The sequence below is a fragment of the Sphingomonas sp. ABOLH genome (assembly GCF_003951715.1).
Taxonomy (GTDB): Bacteria; Pseudomonadota; Alphaproteobacteria; order Sphingomonadales; family Sphingomonadaceae; genus Sphingomonas; species Sphingomonas hankookensis_A.
In genome coordinates this window covers 37,717-56,050 of record NZ_QQWV01000010.1, presented here as the reverse complement: position 1 = coordinate 56,050, position 18,334 = coordinate 37,717, and the positions used below count along the sequence as shown (strand labels likewise).

Below are 18,334 nucleotides of genomic sequence, written 5' to 3'. Positions count from 1 at the left end.
GATGCCGGCGCTATTTCTGCACCGGCACCGCCGCCACCTTCGGCTTGACATACCGGTCGAGCCAGTCGGTCATCTGCCACAGCGTCTCTTCGGTCGATTCCAGCGCGCGATAGCCATGCGCCTCGTTGGGCAGCACGACATAGCGCACGGTCGCGCCATTTCCTTTAAGCGCCGCGTACATCCGCTCCGACTGGATCGGGAAGGTGCCGCTATTGTCGTCCGCCGCACCATGGATCAGCAGGATCGGCTCCTTGATCCTGTTGGCATAGGTGAACGGGCTCATCTCGGTATAGGTCGACGTCGCCTGCCAATAGGTGCGCTGTTCCGCCTGGAACCCGAACGGGGTCAGCGTGCGGTTATACGCGCCCGACCGGGCAATGCCGGCGCGGAACAGGTCGGTATGCGCCAGCAGGTTGGCGGTCATGAACGCGCCATAGCTGTGCCCGCCGACCGCCATGCGATCGCGGTCCGACACGCCCAGCTTCACCACCGCATCGACCGCGGCTTGCGCATCGGCGCGCAGCTGCTGGACATAGGTGTCGTTGGCCTCCGCGCCATTCTCGCCGATGATCGGCATCGACGGATCGTCGAGGATCGCATAGCCCTGGGTCAGCAGGAACAGATGGCTGATCCCGCGCGGCCGCACGAAGCGATTGCCCTGGTCGACCGTCTGCCCGGCGACCTTCGCATCGGTATATTCGGCCGGATAGGCCCAGAGCAGGGTCGGCAGCGGCCCGTCGCGCTTCGCATCATAGCCGGCGGGCAGATAGAGCGATCCCGACAGCGGCAGGCCGTCGGCGCGGTTGTAGGTGATCGTGCGCTGGGTGACGCCGGCCAGCGCGGGGGCGGGATCGGCGAAATCGGTGACCGGCTTCGCGCTGCCGCCCTTGACCGGACGCAGCATGTAGTTGGGGGCCAGCTTCGCGCTTTCGCGCCGCGTCAGCATCCGCTGCCCCTTGTCGTCGAGCAGCGCGACGACGGTTTCGTAATAGGGTGCCCTGGCGGTCCAGAGCCGCTTCTGTTCGCCGCCCGCGACCGGCATCACGCCCAGGAACGGGAAGGCGCCGGCCTTGGTCGCGCCGTCGCCGGTGACGTACACCGCGTCGCGCGCGGGGGTGAAGCGCATCACCGGCTTGCCCGCCGCATTCTCTTGCGTGATCGGAAAGCCGGGATCGCCATATTGATCCTGATAATTGCGGGTCAGCAGCGTGCGTGCCGGCCCGGGACGGCCGGGCGAGACGCCCAGGCGATGTTCGGTGCGCGTGCGCCATTCGCGGTCGACCACCATCGCGAAATCGTCATTGCCCCAGAACACCGTCGCAAAGCGCGCCGGCGTCTGCGCCAGTTCGACCGGAGCAGCGGTGAACGGTGCGGCCTGCATCATCACCCGGTCGTGGAACGCCACCTTCGCCTTGGGATCGCCGCCGTCCAGCGCCTCCGCCCAGACGAGGGTCGCCGGCGCATCGGCGCGCCATGTCGTCTCGCGCGGGCCCTTGAACGTCGCGTCGAAATCGACCGGCAGGTCGTCGGCCAGCGGCCGGTCGACCAGCGTCCTGACCGGCGTTCCATCGATCGTCGCCACCACGATCTCGGTCGGGAAGAAGCTGGCGGGCAGCAGATAAGAATAGGGGCGCTTCAGCCGCTCGGTCAGCAGGTAGCGGCCATCGGGCGACACGCTGAAATCGGTCATCAGGCCCGGCTGGCCGATCGGCTGCATCGCGCCGGTCAGGTCGACGCGGACCAGCTGTCCGGTGAAATAATGGTCGAACAACGCCTCGTCGGTGGCATTGCGCAACAGATCCTCATAGGTCCGCGCCGCCGACACCCGGCCCATGCTTTCCTGCACCACCGGCCCGGTCGGGGTCGGATCGGCGACCGGCGCCGCGCCGCGGCCGGTCGGGACCATATAGGCGATCAGCGCCTTGCTGTCGGGCGTCCACGCGAACGGCGTGCCGAACGTCCCGTTCAAGCCCCGCGCAACCATGCGCGCGCTGCCGTCACGCTCGGCGATCCACAGCGACAGCGCATTGGCCTCCTGCACGTAAAACGCCATCCGCGCGCCATCGGGCGACCAGTCGGGCGCGGCGAAGCGCGTGCCGGCGGGCAGCTTCACCGCGACGCTGCGGCCGGTCGTGATATCCTTGAAACTCAGCGCGTTCAGCCACTGGACGCGCATCTCCGCCTGCCCATTGGTCGCCGGATCGATGCGATAGCCCGCAAGGCGCAGAATCGGCTTCGACAGATTGGCGATGCTCGGCAAATTCTCGCGGCCGAGGATCGCCAGCGTGCGATGGTCGGGGCTGACCGCGACCCCCGGCGTCGGCGGGGTTTCCAAAATCTTCGCAATGGCATCGGGCGCACGGTGATAGCCGGTGGCCGGTTCCTGCGCATGGGCGGTCGTGGCAAGCAGCAGAGCGATCAGACAGGCACCAGCGCGCATTCATACCCCCTTGTGGTCGTTTGGCGTTCATCCTGACATGCGCGGGCGCCGGGCGCTAGGCGGTTACAAGCGAAACCAGTTCGCGAGGGTCGAGCCCGGGGTGACGAATTTTCAGAATGATGTTGCGGCTTTCATCGAGGCCGAACCCCCTGCGCGAAACTCTGGCGAAATTTCCGACCTAATAGCGGCACATCCCACAGCTACATCTGTAGTCGAAAGCTAAACCATTGAATTTGCCTGCTGTGAAAAACTGGCACGGTGGCTGCAATGTAGTTGGCATCACCGGAACCAACCGGAAAATTCAGGGAGCCACCATCATGACCGCCATCCGTTTCGCCGCTTCGATCGTCCTCGGCCTGGTCGCCACGACCTCGGCCTTCGCCGCCGAACCCAACGAAGTCCCGACGCCCGTCGCAACCAGCGTTGCCGGTGCGAGCGCGATGGCGACGACGATCACGCTGGCCGCCGGCCCGGCCGCCGTCGCGTACAAGGCCGGTCCGAACGCACGCTACTGCTTCGTTACCGAACAGGTCGGATCGCGTTTCCGCCGGACCCAGTGCAACACGCGCGCAGGCTGGCAGGCCAAGGGCATCAATCTGGACCGCGCCCTCGCCGGCTACTGATCTTTCGACACATCGACCACGGCCGCATCCCGCAAGGGGTGCGGCCGTCGCCCTGTCAGGGCAGCGTCGCGCCCATCCCCGCCTGCAACACGGCATACCATTCGGCATGGGTCCAGCTGACGCGCAGCGCCCCGGCGGCGGCGCGTATGCGGTCGGCATTCTGCGATCCGACGATCGGGATGACGCCCGCCGGATGGGCCATGCTCCACGACAGCGCGGCGGTCGCGGCATCGACGTCGAAGCGCTGGCCGTGATCACGCAGCAGCAGCGTGGCGGGATGATCGCCACCGCTGAGCCGCCCGCCACCCAGCGGCGACCAGCCCAGCACCGCCATCCCGCGCGTCATCGCCTGGTCCAGCACCCCATCGAACAGCGGCTGGGGATGCAGCGGCGAAAATTCCGGCTGAGTGCTGAGAATCGGCAGGTCGAGGAACGCCTGGAGCGCATCGACCTCCGCCGGGCTGTGGTTCGACACGCCGATCCCGCGCACCTTGCCCTGCTCGACCATGCGCGTCAGGCTGGCCGCGACCTCCTGCGGATGGGTCAGGAAGTCGCGGCGGTGAATCTGGTACAGGTCGATCCGCTCGATCCCCATCCGGCCAAGCGAGGCGTCGACCGCCTCCGGCAGATAGCCGGCATCCGACCGATAGGGATTGCCCGGCCGGATGCCCCCCTTGGTCGCGATGACCATGGCGTCGCGCAGCGACGGCGCCTCGGCCAGCACCTGCCCGAACAGCGCCTCGGCCGACCCGAAGCCGGCGGGCGTATCCGCGCCATAGATGTCGGCGGTGTCGAACAGGGTGATCCCTGCTTCCAGCGCCGCCTCCACCAGCACGCGCGCCGGCGCGACCTCGCCGGTAAAGCGCCACATGCCCCAGGCGAGGGGGGAGACGAGGATATCGCTCTTGCCGAGCGGGCGGGGATGGGGATCGGGCGTGAACATGGCCGCTGGTGTAGGCGCTACGTCCCTGCCGGCAATGCCGAAAATTCCGGGCGGTCGCCATGCTTCGCCCGATTGCGCAGTGCCCTTCATTCCGATCCGTCATCAGCAGATGACGCCATTGCGTTTGCGGGGGCCGGCCCGACGGGTTCATTAGACCGCGCATACGACCCCCCGGGTGCGGCACGCCGAACGGATTGCCCACGCGCCCATTCCCGGATCGACCGGAAGGAACCGCCATGACGCACGCCCTGATGAACCTGTACAACCGCGCGCCGATCGCGGTGGAGCGTGGCGAGGGCGTGTGGCTGATCGATACCGAGGGGCGGCGCTATATCGACTGCGTGGCCGGCATCGCCACCGACGCACTGGGCCATGCCCATCCCGCCCTCGTCGCGGCGCTGACGGAGCAGGCGGGCAAATTGTGGCATGTCTCCAACATCTTCCGCATTCCGGGACAGGAGGCGCTGGCCGAGCGGCTCGTGGGGGCATCCTTTGCCGACTGCGTGTTCTTCGCCAATACCGGCACCGAAGCGGTCGAATGCGCGATCAAGACCGCGCGGCGCTATCACCATGTAAACGGCCAAAGCGAGCGGATCGATATCGTCGGTTTCGCCGGGTCGTTCCACGGCCGCACCTATGCCGCGATCAATGCATCGGGCAATGCCGGCTATATGGAGGGTTGCGGCCCGCGCCTGCCGGGCTTCGTCCAGCTGTCGATCGACGACGCGGCGGCGATCGAGGCGGCGATCGCCAGCCCGACCACGGGGGCGGTGATCGTCGAACCGGTGCAGGGCGAAGGCGGTGCGCGCGCGCTGTCGGGCGAATGGCTGCTGCGCCTGCGCGAACTGACCCGCAATCACGGCGTCCTCCTGATCCATGACGAGGTGCAGAGCGGCATGGGCCGGACCGGCAAGCTGTTCGCGCACCAGTGGTTCGACGGCGCGGCGCCCGACATAATGGCGCTGGCCAAGGCGCTGGGATCGGGCTTCCCGGTCGGCGCCTGTCTTGCCACCAGTGAGGCCGCGAAGGGCATGACGCCGGGTGTCCATGGCACGACTTTCGGCGGTAATCCGCTGGCGATGGCGGTCGGCATCGCCGCGTTCGACACGATCGCGAACGAGGACACGCTCGCCCATGCCCGCGCCGCCAGCGCCAATTTCTTCGAACGGCTGGAGGAGCTCCGCGCCCGCTTCCCCGACGTGATCGCGGAGGTGCGCGGCAAGGGGCTGTTGATCGGCCTGAAGATGATCTTCAATAATCGCGAGTTCATGGGGGTAGCGCGCGACCACGGCATTCTGGTCGCGGGCGGCGGCGAGAATTGCGTGCGCCTGCTCCCCTCGCTGCTGATCTCGGCGGAGGAAATTGCCGAGGCGGTGACGCGGCTGGAAGCCGCCTGCGTCGCGGCGCGCGGGACGATGGCTAAGGCGGCATGAGCATGCTGACCTCCACCTGCCCCGCGACCGGCGAGACCGTCTGGTCCGGCCCGAGTGCCAGCGCCGCCGATGTCGACGCCGCTATCGCCCGCGCCCGCACCGCCTTTCGTGACTGGCGGCGTACGTCGCTCGAAGAACGCGTGGCCATCGCCCGCGCCTATGCCGCCGTGCTGAAAGAACGCACCGCACCGCTCGCCGAACTGATCGCGCGCGAAACCGGCAAGCCCTTGTGGGAAACCACGCAGGAAGTCGGCACGATGATCAGCAAGGTCGAACTGTCGATCACTGCACAGGCCGAGCGTGCCGGTGAAAAGCGAAGCGCGATGCCGTTCGGGGAGTCCGTCTTGCGCCACCGCCCGCACGGCGTGATGGCGGTGCTCGGGCCGTACAACTTCCCCGGCCACCTGCCCAATGGCCATATCGTGCCGGCGCTGCTCGCCGGGAACACGGTGGTGTTCAAGCCGTCCGAACTGACCCCGGCGGTCGGCGCGGCGATGGCGGAAGCTTGGGGCCAGGCCGGCCTGCCCGACGGCGTGCTGAGCGTCGTGCAGGGCGCGCGCGAAACCGGTGCGGCGCTGGTCGCCGCCGATATCGACGGGCTGCTGTTCACCGGATCGGCGACGACCGGCGCGCATTTCCGCCGCGCCTTCGCCGACCGGCCCGACGTGATCCTCGCACTGGAACTGGGCGGCAACAACCCGCTGATCGCGTGGGACGGCGACGTGACCGAAGTCGCGGCCCTGATCGTCCAGTCGGCCTATATCACCACCGGCCAGCGCTGCTCCTGCGCCCGCCGCCTGATCGTGCCGCACGGCGCGTTCGGCGACGCGGTCATCGACGCGGTCGCCGCGCTGATCCCGCGCCTGCCCATCGGCCGCTGGGACGAAAACCCCTATATCGGCCCGCTGATCTCCGACGCCGCCGCCGCCACCGCCCGCGCGCAAGTCGCCGCGCTGGAGGCCGCCGGCGCCCGCGCCATCGTGCGCTTCGGCGGGATCGAGGGACGCAGCGCCGCCTTCGTCACTCCCGCGCTGCTCGACGTGACCGGCGTGGCGGTGCCCGACGAGGAGATTTTCGCCCCCGTCCTGCAGGTGATCCGCGTCGCCGACGTCGACGCCGCGATCGACGCCGCCAACGACACCCGCTTCGGCCTGTCCGCCGGGCTGCTCACCACCGACGACGCGCTGTGGGAGCGGTTCGTGGTCGAGGCGCGCGCCGGGGTGGTCAACCGCAACCGCCCGACCACCGGCGCGGCGGGGGCGCAGCCGTTCGGCGGCATCGGCGATTCGGGCAACCACCGCCCCAGCGCCTATTATGCCGCCGATTACTGCGCCTATCCGATGGCGAGCTTCGAGGCGGGGAGCGCGGCGGGTAACTGGGACGCGCTGAAGCCCGTGGTCGAACCCGGCCAGCCCTGACCATCCTCCTGCGCGGCACCGGGATCGGCACCCCATTCTCTTTGCCGCGTCCCGATCCTATCTCGAAGGCGACCATGACCCACCGCTTCACCCATCCCGACGCCATCCGCACCCGTTTTTCCGAAGCGATGTCGGCGATGTACCGCGCCGAAGTGCCGCTCTACGGCGACCTGCTGTCGATCGTGGCGGAGGTGAATGCCGAGATACTCGCCACCCGCCCCGATCTCGCGGCGGAAATGGCCGGCGAACTCGACCGGCTGGACGTCGAGCGCCACGGCGCGATCCGGCTGGGCACTGCGGCCGAACTGCACATGATGCGCCGGGCCTTTGCGGTGATGGGGATGTATCCGGTCGGCTATTACGACCTGTCGGTGGCGGGCGTGCCGGTCCATTCGACCGCCTTCCGTCCGGTTGACGACGATGCGCTGAACGCCAATCCGTTCCGCGTCTTCACCTCACTGCTGCGCCTCGACCTGATCGAGGACGAAGGGCTGCGGGCGGAGGCGGAAGCGATCCTGTCGACCCGCCGGATCTTCACCGACGAAGCGATCCGCCTGATCGAAAAGGACGCGGCAGAGGGCGGGCTCGACGATGCCGACGCCGACCGCTTCGTCGCCGAACTGCTCGAAACCTTTCGCTGGCACGGCGATGCACGGGTCGATGCCACGACCTATCACCGGCTGCACGACGCCCACCGGCTGATCGCCGACGTCGTGTCGTTCCGCGGGCCGCACATCAACCACCTGACCCCGCGCACGCTCGACATCGATGCGGCACAGCGCGCGATGCAGGCGCGCGGCATCGATGCGAAGGCGGTGATCGAGGGGCCGCCGCCCCGCGCCGTGCCGATCCTGCTGCGCCAGACCAGTTTCAAGGCAATCGAGGAGGACGTGACCTTTCCCGGCGACCAGCCCGGCCAGCACACCGCCCGCTTCGGCGAGATCGAACAGCGCGGCGCCGCGCTGACGCCCAAGGGCCGCGCGCTGTACGACCGGTTGCTGGCCACCGCCCGCGGCGAACAGGGGTCGCAGGGGGCCAGCTATGCCGAACGGCTCGCCACCGCCTTCACCGCCTTTCCCGACACGATCGAGGAACTTCGCGAACAGGGCCTCGCCTGGTTCCGCTACGACCTGACCGACGCCGGGCAGCGGCTGGTGGGCAGCGGGGTTCGCCCGGCCGGCGATATCGATGCGTGGGTGGCGGCGGGCCATGTCCGCGCCGTGCCGATCGTGTACGAGGATTTCCTGCCGGTCAGCGCCGCCGGCATCTTCCAGTCGAACCTGGGCGGCACCGAACAGCGCAGCTATGCCGCATCGGCGGCCCGTGCCGCGTTCGAGGACGCGATGGGCGATGCGGTGCAGGACGAACTCGCGCTCTATGCCGACATGGAGGCACGCTCGATCATGACGGTCCGCGAAGCCTTGCGGGGGGTCGCGGCGGCCTGATGGCGGCGGTCGCCAATCTGCTGCGCCGTCTGGATCAGGCGGGCTTTTCCGGCGATGCCGAGGACGGCATCGGCGCGCGGCAGGTCGCATCGACCGACAACAGCATCTATCAGGTTCGCCCGACCGCGATCCTCTATCCGTGCCGCGGCGACGATGTGACGCTGCTGGTGCGCGCACTCGCCGACACCGGCCTGTCGCTGACGGCGCGTGGCGGCAATACCGGCACCAACGGCCAGTCGCTGAACGACGGGATCATCGTCGATTTCGCCCGCCACATGCGGGGGATCGGCGCGTTCGATCCCGACACGGATACGATCACCGTCGAACCGGGCGTCGTGCTCGACCAGCTCAATGCCTTCCTCAAACCCCATGGCCGCTTCTTCCCGCCGATGGTGTCGACCGCCAGCCGCGCGACGATCGGCGGCATGGTCGCGACCGATGCATCGGGCAAGGGATCGCGCCGCTGGGGCAAGACGTCGGACTATCTCGTCGCGCTCGACGTCACCCTGTCCGACGGCACGCCGTGGCGCGTCGAACCGATGACGCGTGCCGAGGCCGAGGCGATCGCCGCCGGTAGCGGCATCGTCGCCGACATCCACCGCGAGGCGCTGCGCATCGTCACCAGCCGCGCCGACGATATCGCCGCGATCTTCCCGGACATGAACCGCGGTCTGACCGGCTATAATCTGCAAAAGACATGGGATGCGGCCGCCGACCGTTTCTTCCTCGGGTTCCTGCTCGCCGGGTCCGAAGGCACGCTCGCGATCACCCGTTCGATCACGCTACGCGTCGCCCATAAGCCGAAGAAGCGCGCGCTGGCGGTCATCCGCTACGCCGCGTTCGACACCGCGATGCGCGACGTGCAGCGCCTGATCGCCGCCGATCCGGTCGCGATCGAAATCCTCGACGACAAGGTGCTGGGCGTCGCGCGCAGCGATATCATCTGGTCGAGCGTCGAAGGGCTGCTCGGCGGTGCGAGCGATGTGGTCGGTAAGTCTGATCCGGCACAGCCGGATCAGCACGGTGCCGGCCCGCTCCCCCACCCGACCACCCAGTCAGAATACGCTGTGGGTGGTCGGGTGGGGGAGCGGGCCGGCACCGCATCCTCTTCCGAGGATCAGACTCTCGCCGCGATGAACTTCGTCGAGTTTGCCGCCGACGACAACGCGACGATCGACGCCGGCCTCGCCGCACTGACCGCCATCGGTCCGCAGGGCGACATGCGCATCATCCGCGACGATGCCGCCATCGGCCAGCTCTGGACGCTGCGGGAAAAGTCGGTCGGGCTGCTCGCCCGGCTCGGCGGCGCGCGACAGGGGATTCCGTTCGTCGAGGATACCGCTGTCCCGCCCGAAAAGCTCGCCGATTTCGTCGCCGAGTTCCGCGCGCTGCTCGACGGCCACGGCCTGAACTACGGCATGTTCGGCCATGCCGATGTCGGCTGCCTCCACGTCCGCCCGTTCCTCGACCTGCGCGATCCTGCACAGGCGGCGCTGATCCGCCCGATCTCCGATGAAGTGGCGCGCCTGACCAAGGCCTATGGCGGTCTGCTCTGGGGAGAACATGGTCGCGGCTATCGCGGCGAATTTTCGCCGCTGTTCTTCGGCAGCCTCTATCCCGAATTGCAGTCGCTGAAAGCCGCGTTCGACCCGCATAACCGCTTCAACCCCGGCAAGCTCGCCGCTCCCGCCGGGCAGCCCGTCGACCGGATCGACGGCGTGCCCTTGCGCGGTGAAGCCGACCGGCAAATCGATCCGGCCCGCGCGAAGGACTTCGACCGCGCGGTCGCGTGCAACGGCAATGGCGCGTGCTTCGCCTGGGACTCGCTCGACGTGATGTGCCCGTCCTACAAGGCAACGCGCGACCGCGCGCAATCGCCCAAGGGCCGCGCCTCGCTGCTGCGTGCCTGGGCCCGGCTGGATTCGATCGCGCAACCCAGCCCGGCCGAAGCCGCCGAACGCGACGCGCTGGCCGCCGACACCCATGCCTCGCTCGCCACCTGCCTGTCGTGCAAGGCGTGCACCACGCTCTGCCCGGTCAAGGTCGACGTGCCGGTGATGAAGTCTCGCTTCGCCGAACGCCACTGGGCCAAACGCCCCCGTCCGCTGCGCCACCGCGTCGTCGCGCAGATGGAATCGATGCTCGCCGCCGCGCGCGCCATGCCGGGGCTCGCCAACCGCGTCGCCGACAGCGAGCGGGCGCACGCCGCGCTGGAACGCACGCTCGGCTATGTCGACCTGCCCCCCTTCGCTGTCGCCGACCCCGGCACCCTGCCGCCAGTCGCCTCGCCAGCAAAGCTCAAGGCGCTACCGGCCGAGGAACGCGCGCGCGTGGTCGTGCTGGTCGAAGACAGCTTCACCGCCAGCTTCGACGGCCCCGTCATCGCCGCCGCCGCCCGGGTGCTGACCGCCTGCGGCTATCGCGTGCTGCGCCTGCCGCCGCGCAGCAACGGCAAGGTGCTGTACCTGCTGGGGCTACGCACCCGCTTCGCCCGCATCGCGCGCCGGCGGATGGCGGAAGCCCGCGCGCTGGCCGATCTGGGCGTGCGGCTGACCGGACCGGACGCCGCCACCGCGCTGATGTTCGGCCAGGAATTTGCCGAGATGACCGGCGACAGCGTCGACGTGACGGGCCTCGAAACCCTCATCGCCGAAGCGGTCAGCCACGGCCGCGCACCCACCGCGACGCAAACCGTCCCGGCCCAGCGCCTGCTCGGCCACTGCACCGAACAGGCGCTCCGCCCGCAGGCGCTGGCGACCTGGGCACAGGCACTGGCCGGCTTCGGCATCACCGCCACCCCAATCAAAACGGGGTGTTGCGGCATGGCGGGGCTGTTCGGCCACGAAGCGGCGAACCAGAAACTGTCGCGCGACATCTTCGCGCTCAGCTGGGCGGACGCGACGCAGGACGATGCGATGCTCGCCACCGGCTTCTCCTGCCGCTGCCAGACCAAACGCCTGACCGGCCGCCGCCCGCTGCATCCCGTCGAGCTGATCGACCGGGTGCTGGCGGGGTAGCTCCCCTCCCCGTCACCCCGGGCTTGACCCGGGGTCCCGCTTCTTCCTTCCAGAGCGGTTTCCGACCGGATTGGATCGTCGGCACGGAGGGAATTCCGGTTCGGGGCAAGGCGCGACGAGGGAGCGATGCAGTCGCATCGTGACCGACGAGCAACGCCGTCCCGGCGCGAAATCCCCCCGCCGCGAAGCGGGCGCCCGCAGGGCGATGACGATGGTTCAATCTGGTCGGAAACCGCTCTAAAGCGCGGGCCCCCGGATAAAGGGCTCACGCCTCCGCCCGCGCCTCGTCCAGCAACCACGCACGAAACCGCTCGAACAGCGGACTGTGGCTGCCGCCACGCGGCCACACCAGATAATAGGCCTCCGACGCATGCAGCGCCACGTCGAGCGGCGTGACCAGCGCCCCCGATGCCAGCTCCGGCCGGATCAGGAAGGACGGGATCAGCGCCACCCCCATCCCCGCCGCCGCGGCGTGCGCCAGCATCAGGAAATGCTCGTACACCGGCCCATCGCCGATCGCCGCATCCGCCATGCCCGCCGCCGCGAACCACCGCGCCCATGCATCGGGCCGCGCCTCCAGCGACAGCAGCGCATGCGGTAGCAGGTCGGCCGGCGTCGCGACCGGATGGCGCGCCAGCCAGTCGGGCGAACACACCGCCACGACATCCTCATGGAACAGCAGCGCATGGTCCGCCCCCGCCCAGTCGGGCAGGCCGAAATGGATCGCCGCGTCGAAGCGTTCCTCGGCGAAATCGAACGGATAGGACCTGGCCGCGATGTTCACCAGCAATTCGGGATGCCGCGCGCTCAACCCCGGCAGCCGGGGCGCCAGCCAGCGCATCCCGAAACTGGGCAGCGTCGCGATGGTCAGCGCACGGTCGGCGACGGGGGTCAGCAGCCGCCGAGTCGCGCTGCGCAGCTTCTCGACCGCCGGACCCACCGCCTCGGCATAGGCCAACGCCGCCGGCGTCGGCGTCACCCGCCGCCCCCGCCGTTCGAACAACGGCACGCCCAGCCAGTCCTCCAGCAGCGCGATCTGCCGGCTGATCGCACTCTGCGTCAGCGCCATCCGCTGCGCCGCGCGCGAAAAGCTGCTGGTCTCGACCGCCGCCAGGAAGCTGGCGAGCGCGGGCAGCGGCGGGAGTTCGCGGCGATGGACGTCGTGATGATCGTTGGGCATCTGCGGTGGTTCGGACTTATGAGGTGCGGACGCTGCTACTACGCGCCGTATGCGGCAAGCGCTACATGCCGGGAACGCATCAGGGAAACACTCCCTTCTCAACTCTACCCGTTCGGTTCGAGCAGCTTCGAGCTTGTCGAGAAGCGTCCGTCGAGAACTCGGTCGCCTAGGGGCAACTCAGTCCCATCCCCGTTTGCTTCGAGCGCAGGTTCGAGCCTGTCGAGAACCGAAGTCGAGAAGGGGGTGCCCCGAACGGGGCGTTCTCGACTACCGCTTCTCGACAGGCTCGAACCTGCTCGAACCGAACGGAGAATGGGCTGGACTAACCCACCAACCCCACCACCCCTACCTCGATCACCGGAATCTCCCACGGATGCGCCGCCGCGATCGCCGCCAGCTCCCGCGCGATATCCGCCCCCTCAGGCGCATAGCTCTTCACCACCACCGTCGGCACCACCGCCGCCTCGCCCGCCCGCCCGGTCGTCGGCACCGCCTCCGCCTGCGGCACGAAGCTCTCCAGCCCGAACCCCAGCTCGAACACCCCGCGATACGGCCCGATCGCGCCCAGCACGTCGCTGCCCCGGATCACCGCGATCACCGCGCTCAGCACCGCATCGTCGGCCAGCGCCGCCGCCTCGCCCGCCTGCAGCCGCGCCAATAGATTGCCCGACACGGGACAATGCACCCGCACCACCTGCATCCGCATCACAGCAGCAGCCAATCATTGCGGCTGCGCTTGACCTCGCCGCCGCCCTGCCGCCGCGCCAGTTCGGTCTCGGCGGTGAAGCGGACGTCCTCGTCGCGGTCGGTCAGGAACCCTTCGAGCGAGTCGTCGTCGATCTCGGTCCATGCCCGCCCGCGATCGGGGCCATAGCGCACGCGCGGCAGCAAGCCGGGCTGGCGCGACCATTCCAGCAGCTGCGCGATCGACGCTTCGTTCAGCATGTCGCGCAGGTGGAACGCGGTCACATAGGCATCGGGAAACGCCCGGTGCGCGGGCAGTCCGCGCTCATGCGCCATGCCATAGGGCTTGCGCCAGTATCGCAGCATCTGGTTCGAAAAGCCCGGGCTGTCGGGCCACAGCCGCAGCGCGCATTTCCACGTACAGATCCAGTCGGCACCATGCGTCAGCTGCGCGGTACAGAATTTCTGTTCGAAATCCGCGCGATGTGCCGCCAGCGCGATGCGGCGCGGATAGGGGTCGAGCACCCGGCGCGCGATATCCTGCCACCACGGCGCATCGGCGACCTGTTCGTCGAGGATATGGTGCACCGCCTGCGTCACCGGCGGGATCGGGCGGCCGGGATTGACGAAATGCTGCCCGCCCTCGCCCGACAATTCCCAGCGCCCGTCCTCGCCCAGCGCGACATCCTGCCAGCCGACTTCGCACACGCCATGCACCGGCGGGGCCTGCCCCGTGGTTTCGAGGTCGACGACACGGATGATCTGCGCTTGGGCCATGGGTCACAAATGGCGCTTCGGCAGCGGAAAAGCCACCCCGGGCAGCCACCCCCTCGTCACCCCGGGCTCGACCCGGGGTCCCGCTTCTTCGTCCACCGCCAGTTGAAAAGCGGGACCCCGGATCAAGTCCGGGGTGACGGGAGGCTACCCCCGCACCACCCCCGACGCCGCCAGCTGCGCGTCGACCTCCGCCACCAACCGCGCCAGCGCCGCCTGATCCCGCCCCTCGGCCCGCGCGGTCAGCACGTCCTGCGTGTTCGACGCGCGCAGCAGCCACCATCCGTCCGCCGTCGTCACCCGCGCGCCATCGGTGGTGTTCACCTCCGCCCCCGCCGCCGCCAACCGCGCCAGCACTTCGTCGATCACCGCGAACTTGCGCTCCTCGCTCACCCGGAAGCGCAGCTCGGGCGTGTTCGCCATTGCCGGCATCGCATCGCGCAATTCGCTCAGCGACCGTCCGCTCAGGTGGATCGCGCGGATCAGCCGCACCGCCCCGTACGGCGCATCGTCGAACCCGTAATCCTCGCCACCGAAGAAGATATGCCCCGACATTTCCGCCGCCAGCGGCGCGCCGGTCTCGCGCATCTTGGTCTTCATCGGGCTGTGCCCGGTCTTCCACATCAGCGGCGTACCGCCCAATGCGGCGATGCGGTCGAACAGCGCCTGGCTGGCCTTCACGTCCGCAATGATCGTCGCCCCCGGCGTTTCCCGCAATGCCGGTTCGGCGAGGATCATCAGCAGCTGATCGCCCCACAGCACCCGCCCCTGCCCGTCGACCGCACCGATCCGGTCGCCATCGCCGTCGAAGGCCAGTCCGAAATCGAGCTGCTTCTCGGCGACAAGTCGTTGCAGATCGGCCAGATTCTCGACCTCGGTAGGATCGGGATGGTGGTTCGGAAAATGCCCGTCGACGTCCGTGAACAGCAGGTGATGTTCCCCCGGCAACAGCTGGACCAGCCGCTCGATCACCGGCCCGGCGGCCCCGTTACCCGTGTCCCAGCCGATGCGATAGCTGCCCCCGGCATAGCCCGCGATCAGGCGCCCGACATAGGTGTCGGTGAAATCATGGTCCGAAACGGAGCCTTGCCCGTCGTCCCATTCCCCCGCCGCCGCCATAGCCCCGATCCGCTGGATGTCGGGTCCAAAGAACGGACGCCGCTGCATCACCATCTTGAAGCCATTGTAATCGGCGGGATTATGGCTGCCGGTTATCTGTATGCCGCCATCGACCTCCAGCATCGCTTCGGCATGATATAGCATCGGCGTGGGGGCCAGGCCGATGCGGACGACATCGACCCCGCTCGCCGTCAGCCCTTCGACCAGCGCCGCCTCCAGCGCCGGCGACGACAGCCGCCCGTCGCGGCTGACCACCACCCGCGTACCCCCCGCGCGGCGCAGCAACGTCGCAAAACACCGCCCGATCGCCCGCGCATCCGCCTCGCCCAGCGTCCGCCCGACGATGCCGCGAATATCATACTCGCGCAGCGAACTGGGGTGGAAATGGTGGGACATGCGGCAAATCCTGGGCGGTTACGGGGCGCGGACTTTAGGCCGAAGCGGTCGGGCTGAGTAGGGTCGTCTTTTTGGAAGAAGATAGGGGTTCGCGCGGAGGCGCGGAGGCGCGGAGGAGGTTGCGCGCCGGGCGAGCCTTCCGCGACCGGGAGACCCTATCGCTCGCTGCGATCGTACGTAGAGGCCGCTGGCGCGGGTGACGTCGCGCCGGACGCAACCCCCTCCGCGCCTCCGCGCCTCCGCGCGAACCCCTACCTTCCTCTACGAACTAATGCCGCAACCGCCCCAGCAAAACATCCCGAGCCGCATTAATCCGCCGAGCCAGATCCGCCGACCCACCCCGATCCGGATGCACCGCCTGCATCAACCGCTTATGCGCGGCGCGAATTTCGCCCACCTTCGCATCCGCCCCCACGCCCAAAATCGCCCGAGCCTCCGCCTCGCTCCCCACCTTCTTCGGCTTGGCGCGCAGCCACAGCCAGAAGGCGACGAGCAGCGCGACGATCAGGACCAGCTTGACCATCGGTCGTCAGGCGACGAGCGGCGAACCGGCCGGTTCGGGCAGCTGCAACCCGCCCATCATCTCGCGCAGTTCCTGCCGCGCGGCGACATGCGCCAGCCCCATCTCGCCGAATTCGTTGCGGTCGAGCATGGTCAGGCCAGAGGGGAACAGCTCGCGATAGATCACGCGCTCCGACAAGCCCGGCGTGACGCGGAAGCCGACCCGCTTCGACAGCTGGGTGATCGCCTCCGACACGCGGCGCATGTTGCGCGCCTCGATATGCTGCAAGCGGTTGCGCAACACGACCCAGTCGATCGTCGACCCGTCGATCTTCGCGCGATGCTTGCGCGTTTCCCAGATCAGCTCGGAATAGAAGCTCGGCCGCGTCACCTTGAACGTGTCGGGGTCGACTTGGCCGATCAGGTCGAAATCGACGAAGCTGTCGTTCATCGGCGTGACCAGCGTATCGGCATTCGTCACGGCGATCCGCGCGAAGCGATCGTCGCGGCCCGGCGTGTCGATCACCATATATTCGGCATGTTCGCCCAACCGGCCGAGACAGTCGTTGAACCACGCCATGCTCTCGCCGTCATGCGTCTCATAGACCGGCATCGGCAGGTCGCGCCCGGTGCGCTTGATCGTCTCGGCGCGATTGTCGAGATAGCGGCCCAGCGTGCGCTGGCGATGGTCGAGGTCGAAACACGCCACGCGCGCGCCCTTCGCCGCCAGCGCGATGGCGACGTGGACCGCCGTCGTCGACTTGCCGGTGCCGCCCTTTTCATTGGCGAACACGATGACGTGCAACCGATCCGAAGCTTCGTCCAAAGCGCACTAACCCAAGCTTGTTGATCCGCAGCGGCTTGCCCCATAGAAGCCGCCTCCCCCGTCCATATCGAAGGGCCATCGGCCGTGCAAATTATCCGTCGACTGGAGTCGCTTCGCGAAGCGCTTGGCTCGTTTGCCGAGGCTGGCGAGGCCGTGGCACTGGTGCCGACCATGGGCGCGCTCCATGCCGGCCACATGGCGCTGGTCGATGCCGCCCGCCGCCTCGCCCCGCGCGTGGTCGTCTCGATCTTCGTGAACCCGAAACAGTTCGGCCCGAACGAAGACCTTGCCCGCTATCCCCGGCGCGAGGCGACCGATGCGCAGATGCTGTCCGACGCCGGCGTCGACATCCTGTGGGCACCCGAGGTCGAGGAAATGTACCCGTCGGGCTTCGCGACGAACGTCAGCGTGGCGGGCGTCAGCGAGGTGCTGGACGGCGCGCACCGCCCCGGCCATTTCGATGGCGTCGCGACCGTGGTCGCCAAACTGTTCGGGCAGGTCCGCCCGGCCGTCGCGCTGTTCGGCGAAAAGGATTTCCAGCAGCTCGCCGTCGTCCGCCGGATGACCGCCGACCTCGACCTGGGCGTCGAAATCGTCGGCGTACCGACCCAGCGCGAGGATGACGGCCTCGCTCTGTCGTCGCGCAACATCTATCTCGACGAGGCCGAACGCGCCCGCGCCGTCACCCTGCCGCGCGCGATGGGCGAGGCGAAGCGCGCGATCGAGCGCGGCGACGACGTCGCCACCGCCCTGTCCGCCGCGATCGCGACGCTCACCCGCGCCGGATTCGAACCCGATTACGTCACCCTGGTCCACGCCGACACGCTGCGCGACCCGGTGCGCGGCAAACCCGCGCGGTTGCTGGCCGCCGCGCGGCTGGGTTCGACGCGGCTGATCGACAATATCGCGGTGGAGTTCGAATAGGGCACTTCCATCAACGTCACCCCAGCGAAGGCTGGGGTCTCCCGGTTGGGAAACGCATCGCTTCGAAAGAGAAAGAATGGGTTCACGCGGAGGCGCGGAGGCGCGCAGGGGTTGCGACCTGCGCAACGTCACCCGCGACAGCGGCCTCCGTCCACGGTTGCCACGGGAAATGCGGTCTCCCGTTCGCAAAACGATCACCAAGAGCGCAACCCCTCCGCGCCTCCGCGCCTCCGCGTGAACCAACCTTCTTCTTCCTTGGCGTCGCGGCAGACCAGCGACGAAGCGCCTCGAACGCCCATCCGCTTTCCTACAACCCCAAGCCCTGCCACGCTCCGGCGGTTCTTTGCCATCGTCGAACGACCAGCAACCCCGGCGCGCAACGCCAGCGCCAGCCGTCAACTTTCGCTTCCCCAAGCCCACCCCACACGTCACCCCGGGCTTGACCCGGGGTCCCGCTCCTTCTTCTCACGTCGGACAAGAAGCGGGACCCCGGATCAGGTCCGGGGTGACGAGAAATGCAACGACGCACAAAAACGCCACTAGTGTGAACTTAGTGAACTTTGGCCGCAAAAAGCTCCACACCGGTCATGTAAGCAAACTGCGCGCGAGTG

At 68.4% G+C, this 18,334-nt stretch carries 14 protein-coding genes; 6 read left to right on the top strand and 8 right to left on the bottom strand.

Going from position 1 to position 18,334, the window contains the following annotated elements:
• Window positions 1–10: 10 nt before the first annotated feature.
• Window positions 11–2,440, bottom strand: a complete 2,430-nt coding sequence (locus tag CA237_RS07075; protein WP_066691681.1) for a prolyl oligopeptidase family serine peptidase — start codon at window positions 2,438–2,440, stop codon at window positions 11–13.
• A 317-nt stretch (window positions 2,441–2,757) separates the two neighbouring features.
• Between CA237_RS07075 and CA237_RS07070 the strand changes: the two genes are divergently transcribed.
• Window positions 2,758–3,063 (top strand): hypothetical protein, encoded by a 306-nt coding sequence (locus tag CA237_RS07070; RefSeq protein ID WP_066691683.1) that lies wholly within the window; start codon window positions 2,758–2,760, stop codon window positions 3,061–3,063.
• Window positions 3,064–3,118: 55 nt separating this feature from the next.
• Here the strand turns inward: CA237_RS07070 and CA237_RS07065 are convergent, their stop codons facing one another.
• Window positions 3,119–4,006 carry an aldo/keto reductase gene (locus CA237_RS07065; protein ID WP_066691684.1) on the bottom strand — a complete coding sequence of 296 codons (888 nt, stop codon included), beginning with the start codon at window positions 4,004–4,006 and terminating at the stop codon, window positions 3,119–3,121.
• Window positions 4,007–4,242: 236 nt separating this feature from the next.
• Between CA237_RS07065 and CA237_RS07060 the strand changes: the two genes are divergently transcribed.
• From CA237_RS07060 to CA237_RS07045, 4 genes are all read left to right on the top strand, one after another.
• A complete protein-coding gene (locus tag CA237_RS07060; RefSeq protein WP_066691685.1) occupies window positions 4,243–5,439 on the top strand; it encodes an aspartate aminotransferase family protein in 1,197 nt (398 codons plus the stop codon).
• A complete protein-coding gene (gene astD / locus CA237_RS07055) occupies window positions 5,436–6,857 on the top strand; it encodes a succinylglutamate-semialdehyde dehydrogenase (protein WP_126013485.1) in 1,422 nt (473 codons plus the stop codon). The genes CA237_RS07060 and astD overlap by 4 nt, the downstream gene beginning before the upstream one ends.
• A 74-nt stretch (window positions 6,858–6,931) precedes the next feature.
• A complete protein-coding gene (locus CA237_RS07050) occupies window positions 6,932–8,302 on the top strand; it encodes a VOC family protein (protein WP_066691698.1) in 1,371 nt (456 codons plus the stop codon).
• Window positions 8,302–11,319 carry an FAD-binding and (Fe-S)-binding domain-containing protein gene (locus CA237_RS07045; protein WP_066691700.1) on the top strand — a complete coding sequence of 1,006 codons (3,018 nt, stop codon included), beginning with the start codon at window positions 8,302–8,304 and terminating at the stop codon, window positions 11,317–11,319. Before CA237_RS07050 ends, CA237_RS07045 begins: the two co-directional genes overlap by 1 nt.
• A 265-nt stretch (window positions 11,320–11,584) precedes the next feature.
• Here CA237_RS07045 and CA237_RS07040 read toward each other — a convergent pair whose 3' ends face one another.
• The 6 genes from CA237_RS07040 to CA237_RS07015 all read right to left on the bottom strand — a co-directional run bounded on the left by CA237_RS07040 (window position 11,585) and on the right by CA237_RS07015 (window position 16,799).
• The gene (locus tag CA237_RS07040; protein WP_066691703.1) at window positions 11,585–12,499 is read right to left on the bottom strand and encodes a LysR substrate-binding domain-containing protein; all 915 of its coding nucleotides are present in this window, start codon (window positions 12,497–12,499) and stop codon (window positions 11,585–11,587) included.
• Window positions 12,500–12,821: 322 nt separating this feature from the next.
• The gene (locus CA237_RS07035; protein WP_126013482.1) at window positions 12,822–13,220 is read right to left on the bottom strand and encodes a hypothetical protein; all 399 of its coding nucleotides are present in this window, start codon (window positions 13,218–13,220) and stop codon (window positions 12,822–12,824) included.
• Complete coding sequence (locus CA237_RS07030; RefSeq protein WP_126013479.1) at window positions 13,205–13,960, bottom strand: exonuclease domain-containing protein; 756 nt, start codon at window positions 13,958–13,960, stop codon at window positions 13,205–13,207. Before CA237_RS07030 ends, CA237_RS07035 begins: the two co-directional genes overlap by 16 nt.
• Window positions 13,961–14,104: 144 nt before the next feature.
• On the bottom strand, window positions 14,105–15,472 hold the full coding sequence (locus CA237_RS07025; protein ID WP_066691711.1) for a phosphomannomutase/phosphoglucomutase: 1,368 nt from the start codon (window positions 15,470–15,472) through the stop codon (window positions 14,105–14,107).
• A 268-nt stretch (window positions 15,473–15,740) separates the two neighbouring features.
• Complete coding sequence (locus CA237_RS07020; RefSeq protein WP_126013476.1) at window positions 15,741–15,995, bottom strand: J domain-containing protein; 255 nt, start codon at window positions 15,993–15,995, stop codon at window positions 15,741–15,743.
• 6 nt (window positions 15,996–16,001) lie between these two features.
• A complete protein-coding gene (locus CA237_RS07015; RefSeq protein ID WP_066691716.1) occupies window positions 16,002–16,799 on the bottom strand; it encodes a division plane positioning ATPase MipZ in 798 nt (265 codons plus the stop codon).
• Window positions 16,800–16,883: 84 nt separating this feature from the next.
• Between CA237_RS07015 and panC the strand changes: the two genes are divergently transcribed.
• Window positions 16,884–17,723 carry a pantoate--beta-alanine ligase gene (gene panC, locus CA237_RS07010; protein WP_066691718.1) on the top strand — a complete coding sequence of 280 codons (840 nt, stop codon included), beginning with the start codon at window positions 16,884–16,886 and terminating at the stop codon, window positions 17,721–17,723.
• The last annotated feature ends 611 nt before the right edge of the window (window positions 17,724–18,334 follow it).

Bases quoted from the DNA above. Each gene is read 5' to 3' on its own strand.
- CA237_RS07040 (WP_066691703.1), bottom strand. From the start codon at position 12,499: ATGCCCAACGATCATCACGACGTCCATCGCCGCGAACTCCCGCCGCTG.
- CA237_RS07075 (WP_066691681.1), bottom strand. From the start codon at position 2,440: ATGCGCGCTGGTGCCTGTCTGATCGCTCTGCTGCTTGCCACGACCGCC.
- CA237_RS07050 (WP_066691698.1), top strand. From the start codon at position 6,932: ATGACCCACCGCTTCACCCATCCCGACGCCATCCGCACCCGTTTTTCC.
- CA237_RS07025 (WP_066691711.1), bottom strand. From the start codon at position 15,472: ATGTCCCACCATTTCCACCCCAGTTCGCTGCGCGAGTATGATATTCGC.
- CA237_RS07060 (WP_066691685.1), top strand. From the start codon at position 4,243: ATGACGCACGCCCTGATGAACCTGTACAACCGCGCGCCGATCGCGGTG.
- CA237_RS07070 (WP_066691683.1), top strand. From the start codon at position 2,758: ATGACCGCCATCCGTTTCGCCGCTTCGATCGTCCTCGGCCTGGTCGCC.
- CA237_RS07030 (WP_126013479.1), bottom strand. From the start codon at position 13,960: ATGGCCCAAGCGCAGATCATCCGTGTCGTCGACCTCGAAACCACGGGG.
- CA237_RS07045 (WP_066691700.1), top strand. From the start codon at position 8,302: ATGGCGGCGGTCGCCAATCTGCTGCGCCGTCTGGATCAGGCGGGCTTT.
- CA237_RS07065 (WP_066691684.1), bottom strand. From the start codon at position 4,006: ATGTTCACGCCCGATCCCCATCCCCGCCCGCTCGGCAAGAGCGATATC.
- astD (WP_126013485.1), top strand. From the start codon at position 5,436: ATGAGCATGCTGACCTCCACCTGCCCCGCGACCGGCGAGACCGTCTGG.
- CA237_RS07020 (WP_126013476.1), bottom strand. From the start codon at position 15,995: ATGGTCAAGCTGGTCCTGATCGTCGCGCTGCTCGTCGCCTTCTGGCTG.